Annotated in this window: 20 protein-coding genes; 11 read left to right on the forward strand and 9 right to left on the reverse strand. The window is 56.7% G+C overall.

Annotated features, from left to right (window positions below; translation table 11 throughout):
• Positions 1 to 104 precede the first annotated feature (104 nt).
• Positions 105 to 2,966, reverse strand: a complete 2,862-nt coding sequence (gene ppc / locus CHR62_RS00700) for a phosphoenolpyruvate carboxylase (RefSeq protein WP_123659680.1) — start codon at positions 2,964 to 2,966, stop codon at positions 105 to 107.
• A 128-nt stretch (positions 2,967 to 3,094) separates the two neighbouring features.
• Here ppc and CHR62_RS00705 point away from each other — a divergent pair, with 128 nt between their 5' ends.
• The 3 genes from CHR62_RS00705 to CHR62_RS00715 are packed head-to-tail and all read left to right on the forward strand — an operon-like array spanning position 3,095 to position 5,583.
• Positions 3,095 to 4,483 (forward strand): diguanylate cyclase, encoded by a 1,389-nt coding sequence (locus CHR62_RS00705; protein WP_123659681.1) that lies wholly within the window; start codon positions 3,095 to 3,097, stop codon positions 4,481 to 4,483.
• A 54-nt stretch (positions 4,484 to 4,537) separates the two neighbouring features.
• The gene (locus CHR62_RS00710) at positions 4,538 to 5,227 is read left to right on the forward strand and encodes a M15 family metallopeptidase (protein WP_199722869.1); all 690 of its coding nucleotides are present in this window, start codon (positions 4,538 to 4,540) and stop codon (positions 5,225 to 5,227) included.
• Positions 5,228 to 5,280: 53 nt separating this feature from the next.
• A complete protein-coding gene (locus tag CHR62_RS00715) occupies positions 5,281 to 5,583 on the forward strand; it encodes a monooxygenase (RefSeq protein ID WP_233574778.1) in 303 nt (100 codons plus the stop codon).
• Between the two features lie 66 nt (positions 5,584 to 5,649).
• Here CHR62_RS00715 and CHR62_RS00720 read toward each other — a convergent pair whose 3' ends face one another.
• From CHR62_RS00720 to CHR62_RS00730, 3 genes are all read right to left on the reverse strand, one after another.
• Entirely contained in the window at positions 5,650 to 6,663 is a 1,014-nt protein-coding gene (locus CHR62_RS00720; protein ID WP_199722870.1) for an AraC family transcriptional regulator, read from the reverse strand.
• 225 nt (positions 6,664 to 6,888) lie between these two features.
• Positions 6,889 to 7,887, reverse strand: a complete 999-nt coding sequence (locus CHR62_RS00725; protein ID WP_233574779.1) for a PDR/VanB family oxidoreductase — start codon at positions 7,885 to 7,887, stop codon at positions 6,889 to 6,891.
• A 19-nt stretch (positions 7,888 to 7,906) separates the two neighbouring features.
• Complete coding sequence (locus CHR62_RS00730) at positions 7,907 to 9,085, reverse strand: ABC transporter substrate-binding protein (RefSeq protein ID WP_123659682.1); 1,179 nt, start codon at positions 9,083 to 9,085, stop codon at positions 7,907 to 7,909.
• Between the two features lie 216 nt (positions 9,086 to 9,301).
• On the opposite strand from CHR62_RS00730, the gene CHR62_RS00735 reads away from it, so the two are divergent.
• Complete coding sequence (locus CHR62_RS00735; RefSeq protein ID WP_123659683.1) at positions 9,302 to 9,895, forward strand: cysteine hydrolase family protein; 594 nt, start codon at positions 9,302 to 9,304, stop codon at positions 9,893 to 9,895.
• 73 nt (positions 9,896 to 9,968) lie between these two features.
• Here CHR62_RS00735 and CHR62_RS00740 read toward each other — a convergent pair whose 3' ends face one another.
• The 4 genes from CHR62_RS00740 to CHR62_RS00755 are packed head-to-tail and all read right to left on the reverse strand — an operon-like array spanning position 9,969 to position 13,352.
• Positions 9,969 to 10,685, reverse strand: a complete 717-nt coding sequence (locus CHR62_RS00740) for an ABC transporter ATP-binding protein (RefSeq protein WP_123659684.1) — start codon at positions 10,683 to 10,685, stop codon at positions 9,969 to 9,971.
• Positions 10,678 to 11,439, reverse strand: coding sequence for an ABC transporter ATP-binding protein (locus CHR62_RS00745; protein ID WP_123659685.1), 762 nt, complete (start codon positions 11,437 to 11,439; stop codon positions 10,678 to 10,680). The genes CHR62_RS00740 and CHR62_RS00745 overlap by 8 nt, the downstream gene beginning before the upstream one ends.
• A complete protein-coding gene (locus tag CHR62_RS00750; protein ID WP_093969913.1) occupies positions 11,436 to 12,428 on the reverse strand; it encodes a branched-chain amino acid ABC transporter permease in 993 nt (330 codons plus the stop codon). The genes CHR62_RS00745 and CHR62_RS00750 overlap by 4 nt, the downstream gene beginning before the upstream one ends.
• 3 nt (positions 12,429 to 12,431) lie before the next feature.
• Positions 12,432 to 13,352 (reverse strand): branched-chain amino acid ABC transporter permease, encoded by a 921-nt coding sequence (locus CHR62_RS00755; protein WP_093969912.1) that lies wholly within the window; start codon positions 13,350 to 13,352, stop codon positions 12,432 to 12,434.
• 285 nt (positions 13,353 to 13,637) lie between these two features.
• Here CHR62_RS00755 and CHR62_RS00760 point away from each other — a divergent pair, with 285 nt between their 5' ends.
• Genes CHR62_RS00760 through CHR62_RS00770 form a run of 3 tightly spaced genes read left to right on the forward strand, consistent with a single transcriptional unit; the run spans position 13,638 to position 16,377 of the window.
• The gene (locus CHR62_RS00760) at positions 13,638 to 14,960 is read left to right on the forward strand and encodes an aromatic ring-hydroxylating dioxygenase subunit alpha (RefSeq protein ID WP_093969911.1); all 1,323 of its coding nucleotides are present in this window, start codon (positions 13,638 to 13,640) and stop codon (positions 14,958 to 14,960) included.
• Between the two features lie 5 nt (positions 14,961 to 14,965).
• Positions 14,966 to 15,499 (forward strand): aromatic-ring-hydroxylating dioxygenase subunit beta, encoded by a 534-nt coding sequence (locus CHR62_RS00765; RefSeq protein ID WP_093969910.1) that lies wholly within the window; start codon positions 14,966 to 14,968, stop codon positions 15,497 to 15,499.
• A gap of 47 nt (positions 15,500 to 15,546) precedes the next feature.
• Entirely contained in the window at positions 15,547 to 16,377 is an 831-nt protein-coding gene (locus CHR62_RS00770; RefSeq protein ID WP_233574780.1) for an SDR family oxidoreductase, read from the forward strand.
• 74 nt (positions 16,378 to 16,451) lie between these two features.
• Here CHR62_RS00770 and CHR62_RS00775 read toward each other — a convergent pair whose 3' ends face one another.
• Entirely contained in the window at positions 16,452 to 17,657 is a 1,206-nt protein-coding gene (locus CHR62_RS00775; RefSeq protein WP_123659686.1) for a multidrug effflux MFS transporter, read from the reverse strand.
• 107 nt (positions 17,658 to 17,764) lie between these two features.
• Here CHR62_RS00775 and CHR62_RS00780 point away from each other — a divergent pair, with 107 nt between their 5' ends.
• From CHR62_RS00780 to CHR62_RS00795, 4 genes are all read left to right on the forward strand, one after another.
• On the forward strand, positions 17,765 to 18,397 hold the full coding sequence (locus tag CHR62_RS00780; protein WP_123659687.1) for a TetR/AcrR family transcriptional regulator: 633 nt from the start codon (positions 17,765 to 17,767) through the stop codon (positions 18,395 to 18,397).
• A 91-nt stretch (positions 18,398 to 18,488) separates the two neighbouring features.
• The gene (locus CHR62_RS00785) at positions 18,489 to 20,009 is read left to right on the forward strand and encodes a BCCT family transporter (RefSeq protein ID WP_123659688.1); all 1,521 of its coding nucleotides are present in this window, start codon (positions 18,489 to 18,491) and stop codon (positions 20,007 to 20,009) included.
• A gap of 18 nt (positions 20,010 to 20,027) precedes the next feature.
• Positions 20,028 to 21,134: a porin gene (locus CHR62_RS00790; protein WP_123659689.1), complete on the forward strand. Its 1,107-nt coding sequence runs from the start codon at positions 20,028 to 20,030 to the stop codon at positions 21,132 to 21,134.
• A 12-nt stretch (positions 21,135 to 21,146) separates the two neighbouring features.
• Positions 21,147 to 21,863: a tellurite resistance TerB family protein gene (locus tag CHR62_RS00795; RefSeq protein ID WP_123659690.1), complete on the forward strand. Its 717-nt coding sequence runs from the start codon at positions 21,147 to 21,149 to the stop codon at positions 21,861 to 21,863.
• Positions 21,864 to 21,868 lie beyond the last annotated feature (5 nt).

Here is a 21,868-nt window from a genome sequence, read left to right on the forward strand (position 1 = left end):
CGTGTACCGTTATAGGCGACAGCACGCGAACGGTTGGATTATGTCACGGCAAGTTGCTTTTGCCCATGGTGTCGGGCTGGTTGGGCCAAGTATCTGACCCGTTGTTAGCCCGAATTTCGCAGCCCGGCGGCGATACCGTTGATCGTCATATGGATGGCGCGTTGGCTGCTGTCTTCTTTACCATCTTTGGCAGGCCGACGACGACGTTGCCGGTGGCGACGTAAGAGCTCGACTTGAAGGTGGTTGAGCGGGTCGATGTAGGCAAACCGTTCGCTTAATGCGTCACGCAGTATTTCATCGTTGGCCAGCAGTTCGTGACCACAAACTTGGGTAAAGCGTTCGCAGGTCAGCTTGAATTCGGCGGCGATGCGCTCAAAGACCGTGTCGCGAAGCTGAGTGTCGGGAACCAGCGTTGCGTAATGCCGGGCGATGTCCAGATCGGTCTTGGCCAGGACTTGCTCCATGTTCGATAGCAGCGTCTTGAAGAAGGGCCAGTCACGCGCCATGTCTTGCAATATGGCCAAACGGGCAGATGCATTTTTTGGGCTGCCCTCGCAACCTTGGTCGATGTATGTCGACAAGGCCGAGCCAAACCCGAACCAGCCGGTAATCATCAGCCTGCATTGCGCCCACGAGAAACCCCACGGAATGGCTCTCAGGTCCTGGATGGCTTGCGTTGTTTTGCGTGAGGCCGGGCGGGAGCCGATATTGAGACCAGCGATTTCCAGTATGGGGGTCGAGGCAAAAAAGTAGGTGTCGAACCCCGGTGTTTGGTAGACCAAGCTGCGATAAGTATGCTCGGCTACATCGGACATGAACTGCAGGACGTGACCGAAGCGTGCCATGTTCTGGTCTTCGACCTGGGCTGCCGAGGTGGCTGGCGTCAGGCTGGATTCGAGTGTCGCCGCTACGAAGTTTTCAAGGTGCCAGCGGCCGACGTTGGCGTCTTTGTACTTGACCTGAATGACTTCGCCCTGTTCTGTCAGGCGGATTTGGCCGTTGACGGTACCGGGAGGTTGGGCCAGGATAGCTTCGTAACTTGAGCCCCCGCCACGGCCTACCGAGCCACCCCGGCCATGGAACAGGCGCAGCCTGACCTTACGTTTTTTGAATACCTGCACCAGTTGGCGCTCTGCGCAATACAGTGACCAGTTAGAGGTTAGGTAGCCCCCGTCTTTGTTGCTGTCTGAATAGCCCAGCATGACTTCTTGAATGCCCTCGTGTGCGCCGTCTACGCGGGCTCGAACCTCGGGTAGATCTAGCCATTGGGCCATGATTTCGGGCGCCATCTGCAAGTCGGGGATGGTTTCAAACAGCGGTGTAACCATGAGGCCGTCGTGCTTGGGCGCAGGTTGATTTGGCACCGGCGGCGTAATTAGCCCCGTTTCTTGTTGCAGCACCAATACCTCCAGCAAGTCGCTTAACGATTCGGTGTGCGAGATGATGGCTTGCTGAATGGCGCCGGCCCCATATTTTTTGCGGCACACAGCAGCCATGCGTAAGATGGCCAGCTCTTTTTCGGTTTCTTCAGTGTAGGTGACCCAAGGCGAGACCAGCGGACGGGTTTGCGCCAGCTCGGCTCGAAGTAACGCGCGTTTGTCAGTTTCATCGAGTTGCGAGTAATTGACGGGCTGCCCGTTCCACTGAACCCCCGCCGCTGTAAACAGTTCTGTTAACACGCGCTCATGCACGTCTGAGCTTTGACGCAAGTCGAGCGTGGCCAGATGAAAGCCAAACACGCTGATAGCCTGGATGAGGCCTGAAAGTCGCAAGGTTGCAATAACGTGACCGTGGTGTTTGTCGAGAGAGTCGGCGATAAGGGTCAGGTCGGCCTGCAAGGCCTGTGGGTTTTCGTAGGCCTCGGCCAGGTAGGTTGGCCGCTGGGCTTGCTGTCGTCCGGTCAGGGCGACCGAGGTGGCAGCCAGGCGTGCATAGATATGAATTAGTGCTCGACGGTAGGGCTCGTCCAGGCGGTGTTCGGAAGTGTCCTGGCTGGCATTGGCCAGTGCCATCAGGGCCGGGTCGGCGCTACCCAATGATGTCGAAATAGAGAGTTCTTTCCCCAGGCTGTGCACTTCTTGCAGGTAGTGGCGCAAAATAATGGCCGATTGGCGCAGCAATGCTTGCTCCAGCGTTTCGGCATTCACGTTGGGGTTACCATCGCGGTCGCCGCCTATCCAGCTCCCCATTTTTAAGAATGGGGGCAGCGTTGGGAACCGGGCATTGAACGCCGACTTTCCGGGTGGGTTCAGGCGCAGGTTCAGCTCGTGATAAAGCTCGGGAATAGCGGATAAGAAGCTGCTGTTGTAGTAGCTGAGTGCGTTGTCTATTTCGTCAATTACCGTCAGTTTTTGCCAGCGCAGCATGCGGGTTTGCCATAACGTGGCGACCAGCCCCAGCAATTGTTGCTCGGTCACCTGACGTTCAATGGTCGACAGATTGCCGTCATCTGTGGCCAGCAGGCGAGCAATTTCGCGGTGCAGGTCCAGGGTGCTTTTGCGTTGCACCTCGGTGGGGTGGGCGGTAAGTACAGGCACAATGCAGGTTTGGTGCAAGAATTTTTCAAGCCGCTGTCGTCCAACCCCGCGTGCCTGCAGGGTTTGCAGTGCATGCTGCAAGCTGCCGCGCACAGCCGTTTCGGGAGCAAGAACCGCTAGGCGGTGGCGTCTGTTCTGGTCGCGGTCTTCGGCAATGTTCGACAGCTGCAAGAAATAGCTGAACGCGCGGGCGACGGATGACGCCTCTTTGGGGCTGAGCTTGCCGATGGCCTGGGTGAGGGCGCGGCTGTCGGCCGCGCTGCCTTCCCGTCTGAACGTGACGGCCGATCGGCGCAACTTTTCGACAACGTTGTAGATCGCGACGCCGTCCGATTCGCGAATTACGTCGCCCAGGGTTTTACCCAACTTGCGGATGTCTTGTCTAAGGGCGCTGCCTTTGGGCTTGTTGTCGTGTTTTGCGTCGGGCATATTTGTCGGGCTCCCAGGTTTTGTGTGTTTTTCGTTAGTGTAGCGATGCTTTCGGGCTTTATTTCTTGTTATTTTCGAGAAGGCTCGCCAGGTGAGTTACAGTTGGCGAAAGTTTATAGGTTGCCATTATGTTGTTGGATATTTTTCGGCGCGAGTGGGCGCTTTTTAATGATTTCGCCGGACCGGGCGTTCCGGAGCGTGTCGAGCGCATCGTTACGCAGCAGGCCGACAGCCTCGCCAGTCAGTTCTATGACACCATGCTGAAGGATCCGCAGGCGCAGCAGTTCCTTGATCACGAGCAAGTCAGAACGCGATTGCGCGCATCACTGATACTGTGGTTGACGCGTCTTTTCGGGCCTGTGAGCGCTGAAGCCGCCGACGATTTATATGCCGATCAGCACAAAATCGGCGAGGTGCATGCGCGGGTCGATATTCCTGTTGCGCTTGTTTTAAGGGGCGCGCGCTCTCTGAAGCGGGCATTCAATGCCTATCTTGATCGTGTTGCGCCTGACGACGATGCATTCAAGTTATCGGCGTGTCGCTTTTTTGGGGCAAAGATCGATTTGGCGATGGAGGTCATGAGTCAGGCCTACGCCAGCTCGAGCGCGCGAAAGGCGCGGTCAAGCGAGGCTTACCGACTGTTTTCCATTACTGAAAACTTGGCGACAGAGAAAGAGCGCCAAAAGGCTGCGCTTCTCGATTGGGAAAGCCAGGTCATGTATGAAACTGTACTGGGTAATGCCTCAACCCGCTTGGTGCGCGTTCGAGAGTCCGAGTTTGGCTTGTGGTTCAGGCATAAAGGCATACATGCATTTCAGGGCGTTCCCGAGGCCGATGTCATCACTCAGAGCATTGACGCGATTGATAATGTTTGTTTGGTCGCGCTCGAAACTGAAGGTGCGGTCGATGCTCAGGGGCGCGGCGATATCGTCCGTGAAATCCGCAACCATGCACGAAATATTCAACTGCATCTTGGCAGTTTGTTTGCCCGTAGCCTTGAGCTGGAATCGGGCAAAGATGTCTTGACGCGTTTGCTTAACCGCAAGTTTTTGCCGACGGTGCTGGCCCGCGAAATCGAGCATAGCCGCAAGTCTGGGAGTGGCTTTGCGGTGGCGTTAATCGATATTGATCATTTCAAACGGATTAACGACAACCATGGTCACGAAGCGGGTGATCAGGTTATTCAGCAGGTCGCTGCCGTGCTAAGCGAGCATTGTCGTGGTGGCGACTTCTTATTCCGGATGGGCGGCGAAGAGTTTTTACTGGTACTGGTCGACCTGGACGCCCAACAGGCCAGCTTATTGTGCGACCGTGTCCGTCAGGCTGTACAAAAGCATCCGTTTCTTATTCCCGATGGTACGGTGCTTGCCGTTACGGTAAGCATTGGGTTGGCGTCGCATACTGGGCATCCCGACTATCATTACTTGCTACGACAAGCCGATGAAGCGGTCTATGAGGCGAAAGCCAAAGGGCGCAACCGGGTGGCTACGCATGCAGGTGGTTCTGGCGTGGCCTGATGTGGCCTGGCTTCTAGTTAGTGGAGCGATTGAGCTGCGCTATACGGGGTGACCATGTTGAGATTTTTGTATGCGATGAGGGTCCGCTTTGCATTGATGCTGGGTATGTTGTCTGTGGGTGTGGCCCATGCGGCTTTGCCTGCAGGTTTTGTCTATCTCGAGGACACCATCCCCGAAATACGTATTGATTTGCGATACTCGGGCAGTAATAATTTTCTTGGGCGTCCCGTTGCGGGCTATGACAATGCGCGGGCGGTAGTTTCAACGCCGGCGGCGCAGGCGTTGGCGCGTGTTCAGGCCGACCTGAAGCCTTTTGGTTTGGGGGTGTTGGTGTTCGATGCGTATCGTCCTCAACGGGCGGTAGATGACTTTGTCCAATGGGCCGAAGATTTGTCAGACGTTAGAACCAAACCGGTTTTTTATCCGAATGTCGACAAACAGAATTTGTTCAAAGAAGATTACATTGCCCTGCGTTCGGGGCACAGCCGCGGAAGTACGGTCGACCTGACGCTGGTTGCGCGCGACAGCGGGCAGGCCTTGGATATGGGGTCGGCGTTTGATTTCTTTGGTGTCGAGTCTTGGCCCGAGCACCCGGGGCTTACGCCTCAGCAGCGAGCCAACCGCCTGCTTTTGCAGGCGTTAATGGTAAAGCATGGCTTCAAACCTTACCCCAAAGAGTGGTGGCACTTTACGCTTGAAAGGGAGCCTTTCCCTGATCAGTATTTTGATTTTTTACCGCGCTAATCCACCCGTCGCTCGCTGCGCCGGGTCGAATTCTGCTCACTCCGGAGATCATTATGAAAATCCTGCAAGTCGACTTTCCTACCCCTGGCCCGTTTGGCGCCGAAATGAGTGAGATGCTTAAGGGCTTGGCCGAGAGTATCGCCAACGAGCCGGGCCTGGTCTGGAAGCTCTGGACCGAAAATGCCGAAACCGGCGAAGCCGGCGGTATTTACTGTTTCGAGAATCTTGAAACCCTGAACGCCTACAAAGATATGCATGCCGCGCGTTTGGCTGCGATGGGCGTGACGGGCCTGCGCTTCAAGATTTTTGACCCGAATATCCCGCTGTCAAAAATTGACCGCTTTCCCGGCTTATAACGGGTGGGCTGATTGTGACGACAAAAGGTCTAGCCGCCGCCGTGAATTAACGGCGGTGGCGGGGCTTTACATACAGGGCAAAAATTGCCGCATGGTGGTGTCGCGGGGGAGTTCGCCGAAGCGTTCGCGGTAGTAGGCCGAGAACCGGCCCAGGTGACCGAAGCCGTGGTCGAGAGCGATATTGGTGACGTTGGCGCCAGGGCTGCTTTGTAGCTTTTGCCGCACGGCGTCTAGGCGCATATTGCGCAGCAACACCATGGGCGAGACGCCATGATATCGGTGGCACAGTGCGTTTAACGACCTTGGGCTTAAACCCGCTGCGTTAGCCAGGTCAACCAATGATATGGGGGCGCACAGCCGCTGGCGGATATAGGCCTCCATGCGTTCGAGCGGGGCCAGGCTGTTGTTTTTACAGGTGCCAGCCGATGCCGGCGCATACTGACCGACTTCAGGTTTGCCTGCTTCGGCGGTTTGATGCGTGAGCAAAAACAGGGCAATGGTTTGCTCGAAGTGTTCGAGCCATACATTGCTAAGCCCCAAATTGCTGTTCGGCAGGTCGATGGCCTGCTGAACCAACGAATGCCAGATCAGGTTAAGGCTGTCGTCGAGCTTGAACGCGGGTGATGCAAACGTTGTGCCTGCGCCGTTGGCGGGGGTTTGGGATGCCGTGTTGAAGCGTCGGCTGATAAGGTGATGCGGCACTTTGAGAATGAGCTGCTCGCTGCCTTCTTGCCAGTGAATGCCCAGATCGTGCTGCGGTGACAGAACCGCGACGTCGCCCTGGCCAAACGTTTTGCGTCGTCCGGCGATTTCGACCTCGAAGGAGCCGCGCAGGGGCGTTTGCACCAACGAAAACCCTTTGAACGGGCTGGCCTTGACGTTGACCTCGGCACCGTAGGTGAGTTTCATGACGCTGATGTCGTTGAGACGACGCTGAAAAAGCGTGGTGTCGACTTTGCCTTCGCCCAGCGTTAGGTCGTGTTCGCTAAGAATGCTGCCCAGCGTACTACGCACTTCAGACGGGCAGTCGGAGTGGAAGACGAGGTGGTCGTGTAGCCTGGAAAGGTTAAGATTCGCCAAGTGTTGCACGGTTTTGCCCGGTGGTTTGAGACGGCTGAGAAAGAGTGGCGCCACTCTGCCACACGAAACACTTTAAACGTAAAGTATCTTTTGGGCTATCAGGGACTTCCCGCGGTTTTGATGCGCTATATCCCTGATATTAAAAGGGTTATTTAGCGTTATTCGTCAGGTTGCCTGACAAATGTTTGGGCGGCGGGGTGTTGTCGCCATTGCCGCCCTAGGGGGTTACATGTCAAGCACCAGCTTGCTGCCTTTGCATCGTGACACGCAGGTGTGCATGATGTTGCCGGCTTCTTTTTCGCGGGCTGTCAGGATGTAGTCGCGGTGGTCGATGTCGCCTGACAGGACGTCGGTGGCGCACACGCCGCATTCGCCGCGCTTGCAATCGTAGAGCGGGTCGAAGCCTTCATCAATAAGAACGTCAAGAATGCTCTTGTCGGCGGGGATGGTCAGTGTTTTGCCGCTTTGGGCAAGCTCGACCTCAAACGGGTGGTCGCCCTCTTCGGCGGGGGGGGCGCTGAACAGTTCGAAGTGAATCTGGTTGCGCGGCCAACCTTGCTTTTCGGCCGTGGCGAGGATGGCCTCAATCATGGGCGTGGGGCCACAGAAATAAACGTGATCTTCGGCTTGCAGGCGGGCAAAAATACCCGCGATATCCAGCGGCTTGCCCTGCTCGTCGTCGGCGTGAACATGCAGATCGGGGCCTGCCAGCTCGGTAAGTGCTGTCAGATAGGCCATCAGGCTGCGACTGCGTCCTGCGTAATAAACGCTAATGGGGCGGCCAATGTCGCGGCAATGTGCGGCCATGCTGGCGATAGGCGTGACACCAATGCCACCGGCAATTAAAACAGCGCGCGACGTGTTCGCGGTTTCCATCGGGAACTGGTTGCGGGGCGCGCGTACATTGAGCACGTCGCCCACATTGATGTTGGTGTGTACAAACTGCGAGCCGCCACGCCCGTTGGCTTCGCGTCGAACAGCGATCTGGTAGCCGAGGGGGGCCCGGGCCGCCTCGTCGTTAAGGGCGACCAGAGAGTACTCGCGCCAGTCGGTCTTGCCGTCTGGCAATGTTACTTGTAGTGCGATGTGTGCGCCTGCGGTAAAGGCGGGCAGCGCCTGCCCGTCGACCGCAGGTTCAAGGTACAACTGGCGAATATCGGCAGTGAGCATGTCCGCAGAGGACACGCGTAACTTCAGTACTTCGGTGGTTGTGGACATGCTCATTGCAGAAAATTCCTTCAAGTTACTTCATGGGGCACTGGTTGGCGAACGGGTCGCGGTGGTTGTCCAGGACCTTGCTGACCAGTTTGTTCTGGACATTGCCCTGGGCGTCTTCTACGACCTGACGCATGTAGATGTCATGGATGGGGTATTGATTGTTGTTGAAGCGGAACTTGCCGCGTACCGAGTCGAACTTGGCGTCTTTAAGTGCTTTCAGGAAGGCCTTGTGGTCTTCGATCTTGCCGTTGACCTGACGAACGGCACCGTCGAGCAGCATGGCAGCGTCGTAACCTTGCGAAGAGTACATGCTGGGCAGACGACCATACTCTTTCTGGTAGGCTTCTACGAACTTCTTGTTGGCTTCGTTAGGCAGGTCGTGGGCCCACTGCGACGAGTTGTACGTACCCACCAGGTCTTTGCCCAGTGCGGCAATGTTCTCGGTGTCGGCCGTAAAGCCGGGGGTCAGCAATGGGGCATCTTTTTGCAGGCCGGACGCGTTGTATTGTTTGACAAAGTTGATGCCCATGCCACCGGGAAGGAAGTAAAACACGGCATCAGGCTTTGCTGTTTTCAGGTTGGCGATTTCGGCCGAGTAGTCGAGTTGGCCCATTTTGGTGTAGACCTCGTCGACGATTTCGCCGGTGTACTTACGCTTGAAGCCTTGCAGCGATTCGCGGCCGCCGGGGTAATTGGGGGCGATCATGGCGACGCGTTTGTAGCCTTTAGACGAGGCGAATGCGCCCATTGCCTGAGGTACGTCTTCGTTCTGCCATGATACGGCAAAGAAGTTGGGGTCACATTTTTCGCCGGCATAGTCGGCTGGGCCGGTGTTGGTGCTCAGGAAAACCGTATCGTTCTGCAAAATGGTGGGCAGAATCGGCAGTACAACGCTGGAGAATACGGGGCCGGTGATCACGTCGACCTTGTCGCGCTTGATGTAGCGCTCGACAGTTTGACGTGCGGCGACCGGGTTGTTTTGGTCGTCGGTGACGCTGATGTTGACGGGTAAACCGCCTAATTTGCCGCCGTTCATCTTAATGGCCAGCAGGAAGGCGTCGCGGATGTCTTGGCCTGTGCCGGCGCCGGGGCCGGACAATGTGGTCAAGAAGCCGATTTTGATTTCGTCGGCAGCCTGGGCGCCGGCAGCGGCCAGCAAGGCTGCGGAAAACACCATTGCTCGAGCGATAGCTGATTTTTTCATGATTTTCCTTGCGCGTTGAGTGGTTGAAGCGCTTCAAGTCTAGGCAAAGCAGGCACGGCGCAATATCCACAATCGGCAGACGCCTCTGTTGCGCTATCCGTTTTTAGCAGTGCCATTTTTGGCTGTCTCGGGCTCTTTTTCCGGATAGTGCCCCATGATTCAAGGCGCTAGACTGGGTTTCATCACAATTGATCTCTCGACCTATTGGGGAAAACCATGAATGAACGAACCGCAGTATTGGCCTTGCATTACCAGAACGAAGTGCTGCATCCGGACGGCAAGATCCGGGTAGGCGTAAACGATGAAAAAGTGCGCGAGCGTGTGATTAATGGCGCCACGCGCTTATTGGCGTTTGCCCGCGAACAGCAATTGCCGGTGGTGCACGTGCGTATTGCTTTTCGTCCCGACTATGCCGACTGCCCCCGTAATACGCCTATTTTCCAGAAAACCATCGAGCTTGGCGCCGTGAAGGACGGCGAGTGGGGTGCCGAATTCATGGCGCCTCTGCAACCGTTGAACAACGCGCGCGAGTTTGTGGTCACTCATCAGCGCATCAGCTCGTTTGCCGGAACGTGCCTGGACAATATTTTGCGCATGCTTGATGTGCAGCATTTGATTGTGGGGGGCGTGGCGACGCATTCAGTCGTTGAGCATACCGTGCGTGACGCTACCGATCGGGGCTACGAAGTCACCATTGCGGCTGACGCCTGCGCTGCCGGGTCACCTGAGTTTCATGATGCGGCGCTGCGCAGCCTGGCGTTTGTGGCGAAAGTGTCTAGCGTTACTGAGTTGAGCGAAGGTGCCGCGTAGGGGGGCGTTTTATAAATTTGCGCCGTCCGGCAGTGTTGCGGGACGGCGCAGTGTGAACGTTTAATTCTCGTGGTTAAACGCCCATATAGCGCACCCACAGGCTGCGGTCGGCGTCCAGTTCGGCCGACGAGCCTGTCCAGACGATTTTCCCGCGCTCCAGAATAATATGGCGGTCGGCCAGCCCGACCAGCTTATCGACATACTTGTCGACCACCAGTGTGGTTTGACCTTCGCGTTTCAACAAGTCAAGGCAGCGCCAGATTTCTTCGCGAATCAAGGGGGCTAGGCCTTCGGTGGCTTCGTCAAGAATCAGCAAGCGCGGATTGGTGGACAAGGCCCTGCCAATGGCCAGCATTTGCTGCTCGCCGCCCGACAACTGCCCGCCCATATGCTGGCTGCGTTCGGCCAAGCGCGGGAAAAGATCGTAAATGCGTTGCAGTGTCCATTGGTTGGCGCTGCCATTGCGGTTGCCGGCAAACGCCACAAGGTGTTCGCGTACGGTCAGGTTTGGGTAGCATTGCCTGCCCTCGGGCACAATGGCGATGCCCAGGCGGGCAATGGCGTCGGGTGCCATCGTATTCAGTGCCTTGCCTTCCCACCAAATATCGCCCTGTGTGGGTTTAAGCAAGCCAACAATATTTTTGAGTGTGGTGCTTTTACCCATGCCGTTGCGGCCCAGAAGCCCGATAACCTCACCTTCGTCGATGGTGAAATCCATGCCGAACAAGACCTGGCTGGCGCCGTAGCCTGCGTGCAGGTTTTTACAGGTTAACAAGTGTTTGTCAGCCATGGGCGACGGTCTCCGAGCCTAAATAAACTTCTTGAACCTTCGGGTCGTTGCGGATTTGATCGACCGTCCCCGAGGTAATGACTTTGCCGTAAACCAGCACCGAAATGCGGTCGGCCAGTTGAAACACGGCTTCCATATCGTGTTCGATCAGCAAAATTGCCATGTGCTGGCGCAGGCCTTTGATGAGTTCGACTACGCGTGCCGATTCATCGGGGCCCATGCCCGCCATAGGCTCATCAAGCAACAACACCTTGGGGTTGGCCGCCAGCGCCAAGGCAATGTCCAGTTGGCGCTGTGCGCCGTGAGGCAGGCTGCCGGCCATGCTGTTCAGGACAGCCTCGCCTTCGATGCCTACTTTGGCGCTCAGGGCTCGAGCTTTCTCGTTCAGTACGGCCTCGTTGTTACGGACGCCAAACACTTTGAAATTGTTGCCTTCGTGGGCCTGAATGGCGAGCCGCAGGTTGTCGATGACACTGATTTCTTTGAAGAGATTGGTGACTTGAAAACAGCGTGACAAACCTGCGTGTACACGTTCGTGGGCCTTCAGGCGGGTGATGTCTTGTCCGTCCAGCGTGATGCGCCCGGCATCGACGGGCAGTAACCCCGAGATAAGGTTGACCAAGGTACTTTTGCCTGCCCCGTTGGGGCCGATAAGCGCGTGGACCTCATTGGCGTTGACTGAGATGTCGACGTTGTCGGTGGCCCGCAAACTATGGAAACTTTTGACCAGGCCGGTCGCAGAAAAAAGACTCATGCCTGCCTCCGGATAAATTTAAACAGCCCGCCGTTTTGGTGACCTTGTTCGCGGCTGAACAGTGCCCACAGGCCATTGGGTGCATACAAAATGATGAGGATGACCAGCAAGCCCATGGGCCAGTGCCAGTATTCGGTGAACTGTGGCAAGAACTCTTTCAAGATGCCCCACAAGCCTGCGCCCAGAATGGCGCCCCATTTGTAGCCCATGCCACCCAGGGCAACAATCACCATCAGCTCGGCCGAGTGTGTCCAGTGAATTGTGGTGGGGCTGATAAAGCCGTTCTGCGTCATCATCATGGCGCCGCCCAAGCCGGCAACGGCCGAACCAATGACGAAGGCCTGCAGTTGCAGCTTGAACGTGGGGTAACCCAGTGCCTGCATGCGTACTGGGTTGTCGCGAATACCCATAATGGCTTTGCCGAAGCGCGAGTCGACCATGCGATTGAAGAATGCAAAGGTCAACACGAACATGACCAATACCACGGCGTACAAGGTGTTGGTGTCCATCGGATCAAAGCCCAGGCCAAAGCTGAGCGGGGTCGACAAGATATAGCCGTCGTCGCCGCCGTACTGGCGCAGTGACACCGCGATGTAGTAAACCATTTCGGCAAAGGCCAGGGTGATCATCAGAAAGTAGATGCCGCGGGTGCGCAAAACGATAAGACCGATCAGCGCCGCCCAGATCGCGGTGATGACGGTGGCGCCGAACCACAGCAGCCAGACTGACGTAATGCCGGCTTCGATCAGCGCGACCATAGCGTAAGAGCCAACGCCAATAAACCCGGCATGCCCTAAGGCGACCATGCCGCCGTAGCCGAGCAAGAAGTTCAGGCTGGTCACGATGATCATCGAGATGAGCAGGCGCATGACAAAGCCGGTGTAGTAGTCAAGCCCCAGGTATTGCGAGAAAACAGGGAAGGCTGCCAGCAAAACGATGCCGAGCAGCGGCACCCAGGCGGACGACTTTGAGGTGTTGTGACTGGGCATGAATTATCCTCGTGCGGGGAAAAGTCCGGATGGTTTGCAGCCAAGCACAACAATCATCAGGATATACATCAGAACGCTGGCCAGGGCGGGGCCCACGTCGGCGGCAACAACCGGCGACGCAACCATGCTGATAAGACCAGGTATGAAGGCGCGGCCGGCTGTGTCGACAATGCCAACCAGCAAGGCGGCTATGAATGCGCCGCGTATCGACCCGATGCCGCCAATGACAATAACGACCAGTGCGGGGATCATGAACGAGTCGCCCATGCCAACCTGTACGGCGGTGACGGGGCCGACCATGGCGCCGCCAATACCCGCCAGGGCTGCGCCCAGAATGAAAATCAGCGAGAAGACGCGTCGCACCGGTACACCCATGAGCTGGGTCATGGTGCGATTCGATGCGCCGGCACGCACCAGCATGCCCAGCCGTGTATGCGTCATCATGAAGTAAAGCGCCAGGGCGGCTACGATACCGACGGCGATGATCAGCAAGCGGAAGGCCGGGTACTCAAGCCCGCCGATCAGCTCGACAGAGCCGGCGAGCGAGGGCGGTGTGGCGGCCATGATAGGGGCCGGCCCCCAAACGTACTTGACCAAGTCATTGCAAATAAGAATGACGCCGAACGTGGCCACGACCTGATTCATGTGGTTGCGGGTGTATAGACGGCGGATCAGGCTGGTTTCCAGCAGCAGCCCGACCAGCATGGTCAGGGCGACTGCAATAAGGACGGACAGCGTGAATGAATCGGTGACGCCATAGGCTGTTGCGGCAAAATAGGCGCCAAACATGAATAGCGAGCCGTGGGCCAGATTCATGGTGTCCATCACGCCGAACACAATGGTCAGGCCCGCTGCCATCATGAATAGAATCAGCCCCAGGCCGATGCCATTCATGAGTTGTTCAATAATGGATAGGGTGCTCATGTGTGCATGTGCTCATGTTGAGGGGTTGTTGCTGCAGGCGCAACTGCGCTGCAAGGTAAAGCTGCAAGGTGGCCATTCTTGTTGAATTCGCCGGGTGTCACTATCCGAAATAGGCATCAGCCCCGAATGGTTTATCCGAATCATGCAAAAAACAGGGTTAATCCCGGTATGGTCAGGCTACGCTGCCATAAGCGGACAACCGCTGCAAGTAACGGCTATTGCGCATTTTCGCTGCGTAATAAATTGCCTCCTACGGAATGACTCTTGAACCGTTTGGAGGACAACATGAGCATCAGCAACGAGGAAATTGCGGGTCTGGTTCGTTCAGACAGCGTACATAAACGGGTATACACCGATCCCGAGCTTTTCCAGCTGGAAATGGACCGCATTTATGGTCAGGCCTGGATTTACGTTGGTCATGAAAGCCAGGTGAAAAACCCAGGCGACTACCACACCACGCGTATCGGTGACCAAGACGTGATCATGACACGGGGCACGGATGGCAAGATCAATGTGCTTTATAACCGCTGCCCGCACAAAGGGGCGCAACTGGTTGCCCAGGGCGATGGCTGTGCAGGGAAGTTTTTCCGCTGCCCCTACCACGCCTGGACATTCAAGCTTGACGGTTCGTTGCTGTCGGTACCGTTGCGCAATGGCATGGAAGGTACGACCTTCGACAAGTCTCACCCCGATTTCTCCATGCGTCCCCTGGCGCGTGTCGACTCGTATCGCGGCTTTGTGTTTGCCAGCCAGTCGGCTGAAGGCCCTGATCTGGTGACCTTCCTTGACGGTGCCGCGTCCTCTATCGATAACCTGTGCGACCGTTCGCCCGAAGGCGAGGTCGAGGTCGTTGGTGGTGTATTCCAGGTGATGCAGTTGTCCAACTGGAAGGTCTTCTACGAGAACCTTCATGACACCATGCACGCGCCCATTACGCATGAATCGTCCTTCATGGCTGCGCGTGATGAAGCCCAACATCTGGGTGAAATGCCGTTCGAGCTGCTGATTATGGACGGCAACGGTGAGCCTTACGAATTCTGGGAAAAGCTTGAGCTGCGTGCCTACAAGAATGGCCACGGCTACATGGAAGCCATTTTTGACCCCGCCGCGGCCACCCGCGACCCGGTCTCGCGCGCGCACTTCGAGTCGTTGGCGGCTGTGCATGGCGAAGAAAAGGCGCGTGCCATTTTGGGTATGAACCGCCACAACACCGTTATCTACGGCAGCGGCTCGCCCCATACAGTGTTCCAGCAGTTCCGCGTTATTCGCCCCATCAGCGTCAATCGCACACTTATCGAAATCCAGACGTTCCGCCTGAAAGGCGCGCCTGACTCGGTATTTGACCGCGCCTTGACGTACACCAACGTCATTAACTCGCCATCGTCCAACGTCATGCCAGACGATGTCGAACTTTATCGCCGTTGCCAAGAGGGCAATATGACCCGTGGCGGCGAGTGGGTCAGTCATCACCGTTATGCCGGCACCGATAAAGAAACCCCCGAAGGCACCGTGTCGGTCAATGGCACCAGCGAGCTGCCCATGCGTAACCAGTTTGCGGCCTGGAAGCAGTACATGCTGTCCGGTAACAGCGCACAGTCACAGGAGTAATCACCATGCTGCTTGATCGTACTTTTGACTTTTCCGTTGAACCTGTTTCCAGCCTTTCTCCTTCGCTGGAGACTTACCACAGCATCCAGCAGTTTCTGTTCCACGAAGCGCGTTTGCTTGATGATCGCAAGCTTGATGACTGGCTGAAACTTTGGACGCCGGAAGGCCGTTACTGGGCGCCTCGCAAACAGGGGCAAGAAAACCCGTTCGACCATGTGTCGCTGTTCTGGGAAGATGCGATGCTGCGCGAGGTGCGTGTGCGCCGTGTTAACCACGCCCGCAACTGGTCGCAGCATCCGCCGACTTACGGTAGCCGCCTCGTAGGCAATGTCATGATCGATGGCGCCGATGCTGAAGGCCGCATTATTGTGCGCTCCAGCCTGCAGCTTACCGAGTACCGCAACGAGCCGCGCCAGTTGGGCGCGACGGTGTATCACAAGCTGGCCGCCACCGAGTCCGGCGGTTGGGCGATTCACCTGAAGCGCGTCAATCTGACCAACTGTGAAGGCGTCTTCGGCATGCTTGACATGCATATGTAAATTGACTGGGCCAAGCCTTGTTGGAAGATCAACGTCAGGAGAAAACATTGACACAAGCACAAACACTGCAGTTGCCCTTGGGCGGTAAGGTTGCCATTGTTACCGGAGCCTCTCAGGGCCTGGGCGCCGATATTGCCAAGGTGTTGGCCGACGATGGCGCCCATGTGGTGCTGGTCGGCCGCGGCGCCGAGGCAGGTAATAAAGTGGCCGCCGGTATCGGTGAGCGTGCTGTTTTCTTCGAAACCGACGTGACTTCCGACGAGGCGATCGATCGGTGCATAGCGTTTGCGGTCAAGCGGTTCGGGCGCATCGATATGCTGGTCAATAATGCCTGCAGTTATGCCGATCAGGGGTTGGCGTCTTCGCGTGAGCAGTGGTTTCAAACCCTGAACGTCAACCTGATTTCAGCGGCCATTTTTACGCAAAAGGCTGTGCCGCACATGGCACCAGGGTCGGTGGTCATCAATCTGGGCAGTACGGGGGGTAAATTTGGCGCGGCGGGCCGTGCCATTTACCCGGCGTCAAAGGCCGCTATTTTGCAAATTACACGCAATTTTGCCGTCGATCTTGCACCCAAAGGCATTCGGGTTTTGTCGGTGTCGCCGGCCTGGACGTGGTCGCCTTCGACCGAGTCGATGAGTGGTGGTTCTATCGAAACTGCCGACGCTGTTGGCGCCCACTTTCACCCTTTGGGGCGAGTTGGGCGCGGCGAGGAAATTGGCCATGTCGTATCGTTCTTGGCTACCGACAAGGCCTCGTGGATGACCGGAGCCGACGTGCCCGTCGACGGTGGCTTTTCGATGCTTGGCCCCGACCGCGGCATTTCGCCACGCGCCTGGTTTGCGCAACTGGCGCCTGGGCAAGATACCGCTACTTAAGCCACGTTAGGCCGTCATTGTGTCTAGCGCGCCGTCGTTGTCGGGCGTGGCTTAGCGCGTATGGGGTTGCGCTTCTAGCGAAGCCGTTTGGGAAATAGTGTCCAGCAAATAAGGGCCGAAACGACGCTGCTGGTTGTCATTAACAGCACCATGCCGGTTGCGCCCAAGCCGGCCAGCGCACCTGAAAGCGCCGTCATGACGGCCCCCGCACCGAACTGCATGGCGCCTAGCAATGCAGATGCCGTTCCGGCCAATTGCCGTTGTTCCATTAAGGCTAACGTACTGCCTGTTGGCATAATGAACCCCATCATGGCCAAAGCGAAAAACAGGCCTGTCGACAAGATAATGACGTTCGTCCCCCCGGCTGCCAGATACAGCAGCAGTAGGGCCATAAGTCCAAAGTAAGTGGTGTTGGCAAAACGGTAGGTTGCTACAGGGCCGAAGCGTGCATGCAGCTTTGGGTTGCTGATTGACGCGGCGACCAGACCTAGCGCATTTAGCGCAAACAACAGGCTGAACTGTGTGGGCGAAAAATTGAATTGACTGATGAATACACTGGCTGACCCGGCGATATAGGTAAAAAAGCCGGCTTGGGCAATGCATAATGCCAAGGCATAAGGCAGGAACGCGCGATTGATCAGAATTTTTTTGTAGTTTTGAAGTGTCTGACCAACCAAGGTGGCCTTGCGTTCGGCATGGCCCCTCGTTTCGGGTAACAAGATTGCCGCCCCTGCGCCTAGTATTAGCCCATACATCATGAGTGTCCAGAATATGGCACGCCATGAGTCCAGTTGGGCAACCAGGTTGCCCAACATGGGCGCAAGAATGGGGCACAAACCCAGCGCGGCCAATATCAGCGACATCATGCTGCCCAGTGCTTGGCCCTTGAAAAGGTCTTTGGCAATCGCAAAGGCAATGACCATGCCAATCGAAGCGCCAATGCCCTGAACGAAGCGCAACCATTGGAATGCCACGATATTGTCGGCTAAAGCGCAGCCGATCGAGCCCAGTGTGAAAATGCCCAGGCCCAGATAAATGAGGGGCTTACGGCCGAATTTATCGGAAAGAGGGCCATACGCCAATTGACCCAGCATTAGGCCGATGAAGAACGTCATCAGGCTAAGCTGAACGGCGCCTTCGGTCGTATCTAATGCCTTGGCCATGTCGGGAATGACAGGCAAGTACATGTCGATACCCAGGGGGCCGATGGCCGTCAGGGCAATTAGAATAATCGGAAGTGAGATGCCTTGACGAGGAGCGTCGGCGTGTGATGGTGTCATTTGGGCTTGGCCGGTAACAAGATTGTTATACCTGCCAGTTCTGCGAGAGTAAAAGGGTGTATATTATGAAACCAATGGGTTTCCTAAGTCAAGATTAGTTTTAGACCATGACCTCGAAAGTGTCCTCACCGCGCCTTGGGCGCCCACCCGTCATGTCTACGCAAGAGCGCATCAAGATAATTTTTGATGCGGCCGAAAGGCTATTCGGCGAGCGTGGATATGAGCGCGTCACTATGGCCGACATAGCCGCCGAGGCGGGCATGTCGAAGAAATCGCTTTACGTATGCTTTACCGACAAGCGAGCATTGTTGACGGCCTTGGTCAGTGCATCAGACATCTGGGCAAATGCTATCGAAAAAGCAGATGGCGAAGATCCTGTGCAATTGCTGGCAATGCGCTTAAAACTGGTGGCTGACCATGTATTGTCTGAGCGGCACATACGCTTGTGTCGCGTGGCCATTAGCGAAAATGCCGGCTTGGGGGTTGCCAGCGGCATTTTCTATGAAATGGCCTTCATGGCGGGGCGACAGTCACTTATAGAGGCCGTGCGTCAAATTCCTGCATCTCAACGCGGGGCCAAACTGCCCGATGACCAGTTGGCTGACGTGCTGTTCGGCGGCACGTTGGGACGCTGCTTGCTCGAAGCGCTGGTGACAGGAAAGCAGGCCGATTTGGCCGAAGCGCATCAGTTGGTTGATCAACTGGTTCAGGCTTTATTTCTCTCTGAAGCAAGCCCATGAAACCTTGATCAGGCTTGTCCCAGGCCAATTTTGATGGCTACCTTTGCTTCAAAATGTAAAATGCTCAGGTGTTTTAAACCGGAGACCCCAAATGCAATTACTGCTTTCGGCGGGTTTGATTTTGCTTTTTGTTGTCTGGGGCGTCGTCGCGCCCGATTCGTTAGGCAGCGTATTCAATTATTTGCTTGGCACCATCAGCGTCAACTTCGGCTGGCTTTACTTATGGGTCGTGCTGGGTCTGGTGGTCGTCGCCGCTCTGCTGGTGTTCAGCCGCTATGGCGACCTGAAACTGGGCGGTGAAGACGACGAGCCAGAGTTCTCTCTGGTGAGTTGGTTTGCTATGCTTTTTGCGGCCGGCATGGGTATTGGCCTGGTCTTCTGGGGTGTGGCCGAGCCCATTTCACACTATGGCGCGCCGCCGCCGGGTATTGCTCCACAAACGCCTGAAGCGGCCAATGCCGCCATGCGCTACAGCTTCTTTCATTGGGGCTTGCATCCTTGGGCGGTGTACAGCGTGGTTGCGTTAGCCATTGCGTTCTTCTCATTTCGTCGAGGTAAGCCGGCCTTGGTTAGTGCAGCGACCGACGCCTTGCCCTGGTCTTGGGCGCCTCGGTTGTCGGCTTTGGTTAACGTGCTGGCAGTGATTGCCACAGCTTTTGGTGTGGCGGCTTCATTGGGCATCGGGGCGCTGCAAATCAACAGCGGGCTTAATGCTGTGTTTGGTTTGCAGATCAGTGCGGGCACTCAGGTCGCCATCATTGCCGTTACCACCGTGTTGTTCCTGACGTCGGCAGTGACGGGCGTGTCGCGCGGCATTAAATGGTTATCCAACATCAACCTGGTACTGGCTTTGCTGCTCATGCTGGCAGTGTTCGTGCTGGGGCCGACGGTAGCCATTATCGATACTTTCACCACAACGCTTGGCGCTTACGCCAGCGAATTTGTGCGTATGAGTCTGCGAACGACGCCGTTTCGCGAGAGCGGTTGGGTCAGCGGCTGGACAGTCTTTTACTGGGCGTGGTGGATTTCCTGGTCGCCTTTCGTGGGTCTGTTTATTGCCCGGGTTTCCAAGGGGCGAACTATTCGCGAGTTTATCCTTGGGACGGTATTTGCGCCTACGCTGGCCGGCTTCGTGTGGTTCTCCGTGTTCGGGGGGACGGCCTTGCACATGGAGATCTGGGCTTCGGTGCCTTTGGCCGAGGCGGTTAAAGCTGACGTATCGACTGCCTTGTTTACGATGTTCGAGGCCCTGCCTTTTGGCCTGCTGATGTCGGTGGTGGCGACCATTTTGGTTCTGGTGTTCTTCGTCACGTCGGGTGACTCGGCGACCTTGGTGTTGGGCATCATGAGCACTGGTGGTACTAAAGACCCCAGCACACAGGTAAAAATTCTTTGGGGGCTGCTGATTGCGGGTATTGCAGCCAGCCTATTGCTGGCCGGTGGCGTGCAAGCGGTACAAACGGCCACTATCGTTTTTGCACTACCGTTTGCTGTGGTGATTGTTCTGACGGTGTATTCGTTGTGGCGTGCCATTCGGGCCGAGTGGCGTGAAGAGCAGCGCAAGGAGCGTGAGCTTCGCCGCCGTCTTCGCGCGCTGGCCGACAAGCCTTAGGCGATGACAGGGGGAAACATGAGCCGACTACTTTTTAATAATGGCGCGGTTTGTCACGCCCATGAGCAGGCTCGCCCTAAGGCAGTAGTGGCCGTTTGCGTGGTGCTGAGCCTTACCGCCGGGATGGCCGCCGCCCAAACCGACGTGTTGGGTGCCAGTGCGCAGGTCTATGGGTCGGTGCGTATGCAGGCTGAAGCGGTTCGACCTCACGATCGAGGCGCTATGGACGACTACGTCGGACTGCGCGACGCGTATTCCCGCTTGGGGGTTAAGGCGGGCTACCGCTTCAGTGAAAATTTTGCGGTGTTTGGCCAGGTCGAAGTCCCGTTTGATACCGCCAACCTGCGGTTTCGGGACCCTTACGATCAAGGTGGGGCGGGACGCGACAAGGGGGCGCGTCTGCGACTGGCCCAGGTTGGTCTGGATACGCGCCTGGGCAAGCTAACGTACGGCCAGCAATGGATGCCTTACTACAACGCCATTGCGGCGCCGTTGGATCAGTTCAACAGCTATTACAGTGGTTTTGCTACCTATACATCGTCGCGGGTGGCCGATACCGTGTCCTACTACAGCCCCGAAATTCTCGGTCTTTCGTTTGCGGGCTCGTATTCGGCGCCGTCTGGCAACCGACGGTCTGCGGCACGTATCGACGATAGGCGGGTTCAGGTCACTGCATCGTATGCGCCATTTGCGGGTAGCCTTATTTCGGCTGGCATGGACGACCGCGGCCAGGCCGGATTTGGCCGCAATCGTATTTACGGCCTGTCGGCCTCGCACACCGAAGGCCCCTGGTATTTTGCGGCCAAATACGAATGGTTTGATTCGGGCAACCAAACGCCGGGTAGTTTTTCGCGCGATGGTAACCAGGCGGTGAATGTCATGGCTGCTTACACATTTGGCGCTAATACAGTGCGGGCTATGTTGGCCAATGTGCAAGATTACGGTGATACGATTGTGCACCTTGGGTTCGATCATCAATACAACGACCAGTTGAAGCTTTTTGCCGAGATCTATTACGAACGCAATACGGCGGCTATTACGGCCAAGCGTGGCGGTCTGGCCGAGTCGGTGTCGGGCATTAACGGTGGCCGTGTGTTTTTGGTGGGCGCCCGCTACGATTTTTAAAGAGGTAGTGCAATGTCGGTACAAGACTTATTGAAACAGGTGTTGCAGTCAGGTCAAGGCCTGGGTCAGTCGGCTGGCGGTGCGTTGGGCGATATGGCCAAAAGCAAGGGCATGGGCGGCTTTGGCGGTGGCGCCGTGGCTGGCGGTGTGCTGGGTTTGCTGCTGGGTAATAAAAAATTCCGAAAAATGGGTGGCAAGGTGGCCACTTATGGCGCGGCCGCAGCATTGGGGGCAGTGGCGTTAAAAGCCTACCAAGACTGGCAGTCGGGAAAGCAGGCGCCTGCAGGGCAAGCGCCGGTGCCGCCCGCGCCTGCTCAAGGTTATGGGGCTGTGCCCGCAGCGGCGGCACCTGCGGCCCTGGGCTGGTCTGCCTCTGATGCCGAGCAACACAGCCGTGTAGTGCTGGCGGCCATGATTGCTGCCGCCAAGGCCGATGGTCATATCGGCCCGCAAGAGCGTGAATTGATTGAAGGCGAGGTCTTGCGTGTGGCCAGTAGCCCGGCCGATCGCGCATGGTTCGATGCCGAACTGCAAAAGCCGGCCGATCCGGCTGCTGTGGCGTCCATGGCGACCACCCCCGAAATGGCTGCTGAGGTTTATCTGGCCAGTTTGCTGGTGGTCGACGAAGAAAGCTTTATGGAGCGCGCCTACCTCGATGAGCTGGCCCGTCAACTCAGGCTTGACCCGTCGCTTAAAGGCCGCCTTGAGGCCCAACTTAAAGCCTTGTAAGTCAA

The organism is Pusillimonas sp. NJUB218 (assembly GCF_003788685.1).
In the GTDB taxonomy this organism is placed as follows: Bacteria; Pseudomonadota; Gammaproteobacteria; order Burkholderiales; family Burkholderiaceae_B; genus Neopusillimonas.

What these genes read in the sequence shown, in the direction of transcription:
- CHR62_RS00740 (WP_123659684.1), bottom strand. Translation starts at nt 10,685, where the DNA reads ATGGCTGACAAACACTTGTTAACCTGTAAAAACCTGCACGCAGGCTAC.
- CHR62_RS00745 (WP_123659685.1), bottom strand. Translation starts at nt 11,439, where the DNA reads ATGAGTCTTTTTTCTGCGACCGGCCTGGTCAAAAGTTTCCATAGTTTG.
- CHR62_RS00775 (WP_123659686.1), bottom strand. Translation starts at nt 17,657, where the DNA reads ATGACACCATCACACGCCGACGCTCCTCGTCAAGGCATCTCACTTCCG.
- ppc (WP_123659680.1), bottom strand. Translation starts at nt 2,966, where the DNA reads ATGCCCGACGCAAAACACGACAACAAGCCCAAAGGCAGCGCCCTTAGA.
- CHR62_RS00750 (WP_093969913.1), bottom strand. Translation starts at nt 12,428, where the DNA reads ATGCCCAGTCACAACACCTCAAAGTCGTCCGCCTGGGTGCCGCTGCTC.
- CHR62_RS00725 (WP_233574779.1), bottom strand. Translation starts at nt 7,887, where the DNA reads ATGAGCATGTCCACAACCACCGAAGTACTGAAGTTACGCGTGTCCTCT.
- CHR62_RS00735 (WP_123659683.1), top strand. Translation starts at nt 9,302, where the DNA reads ATGAATGAACGAACCGCAGTATTGGCCTTGCATTACCAGAACGAAGTG.
- CHR62_RS00730 (WP_123659682.1), bottom strand. Translation starts at nt 9,085, where the DNA reads ATGAAAAAATCAGCTATCGCTCGAGCAATGGTGTTTTCCGCAGCCTTG.
- CHR62_RS00780 (WP_123659687.1), top strand. Translation starts at nt 17,765, where the DNA reads ATGACCTCGAAAGTGTCCTCACCGCGCCTTGGGCGCCCACCCGTCATG.
- CHR62_RS00760 (WP_093969911.1), top strand. Translation starts at nt 13,638, where the DNA reads ATGAGCATCAGCAACGAGGAAATTGCGGGTCTGGTTCGTTCAGACAGC.
- CHR62_RS00705 (WP_123659681.1), top strand. Translation starts at nt 3,095, where the DNA reads ATGTTGTTGGATATTTTTCGGCGCGAGTGGGCGCTTTTTAATGATTTC.
- CHR62_RS00715 (WP_233574778.1), top strand. Translation starts at nt 5,281, where the DNA reads ATGAAAATCCTGCAAGTCGACTTTCCTACCCCTGGCCCGTTTGGCGCC.
- CHR62_RS00785 (WP_123659688.1), top strand. Translation starts at nt 18,489, where the DNA reads ATGCAATTACTGCTTTCGGCGGGTTTGATTTTGCTTTTTGTTGTCTGG.
- CHR62_RS00795 (WP_123659690.1), top strand. Translation starts at nt 21,147, where the DNA reads ATGTCGGTACAAGACTTATTGAAACAGGTGTTGCAGTCAGGTCAAGGC.
- CHR62_RS00765 (WP_093969910.1), top strand. Translation starts at nt 14,966, where the DNA reads ATGCTGCTTGATCGTACTTTTGACTTTTCCGTTGAACCTGTTTCCAGC.
- CHR62_RS00710 (WP_199722869.1), top strand. Translation starts at nt 4,538, where the DNA reads ATGTTGAGATTTTTGTATGCGATGAGGGTCCGCTTTGCATTGATGCTG.
- CHR62_RS00790 (WP_123659689.1), top strand. Translation starts at nt 20,028, where the DNA reads ATGAGCCGACTACTTTTTAATAATGGCGCGGTTTGTCACGCCCATGAG.
- CHR62_RS00755 (WP_093969912.1), bottom strand. Translation starts at nt 13,352, where the DNA reads ATGAGCACCCTATCCATTATTGAACAACTCATGAATGGCATCGGCCTG.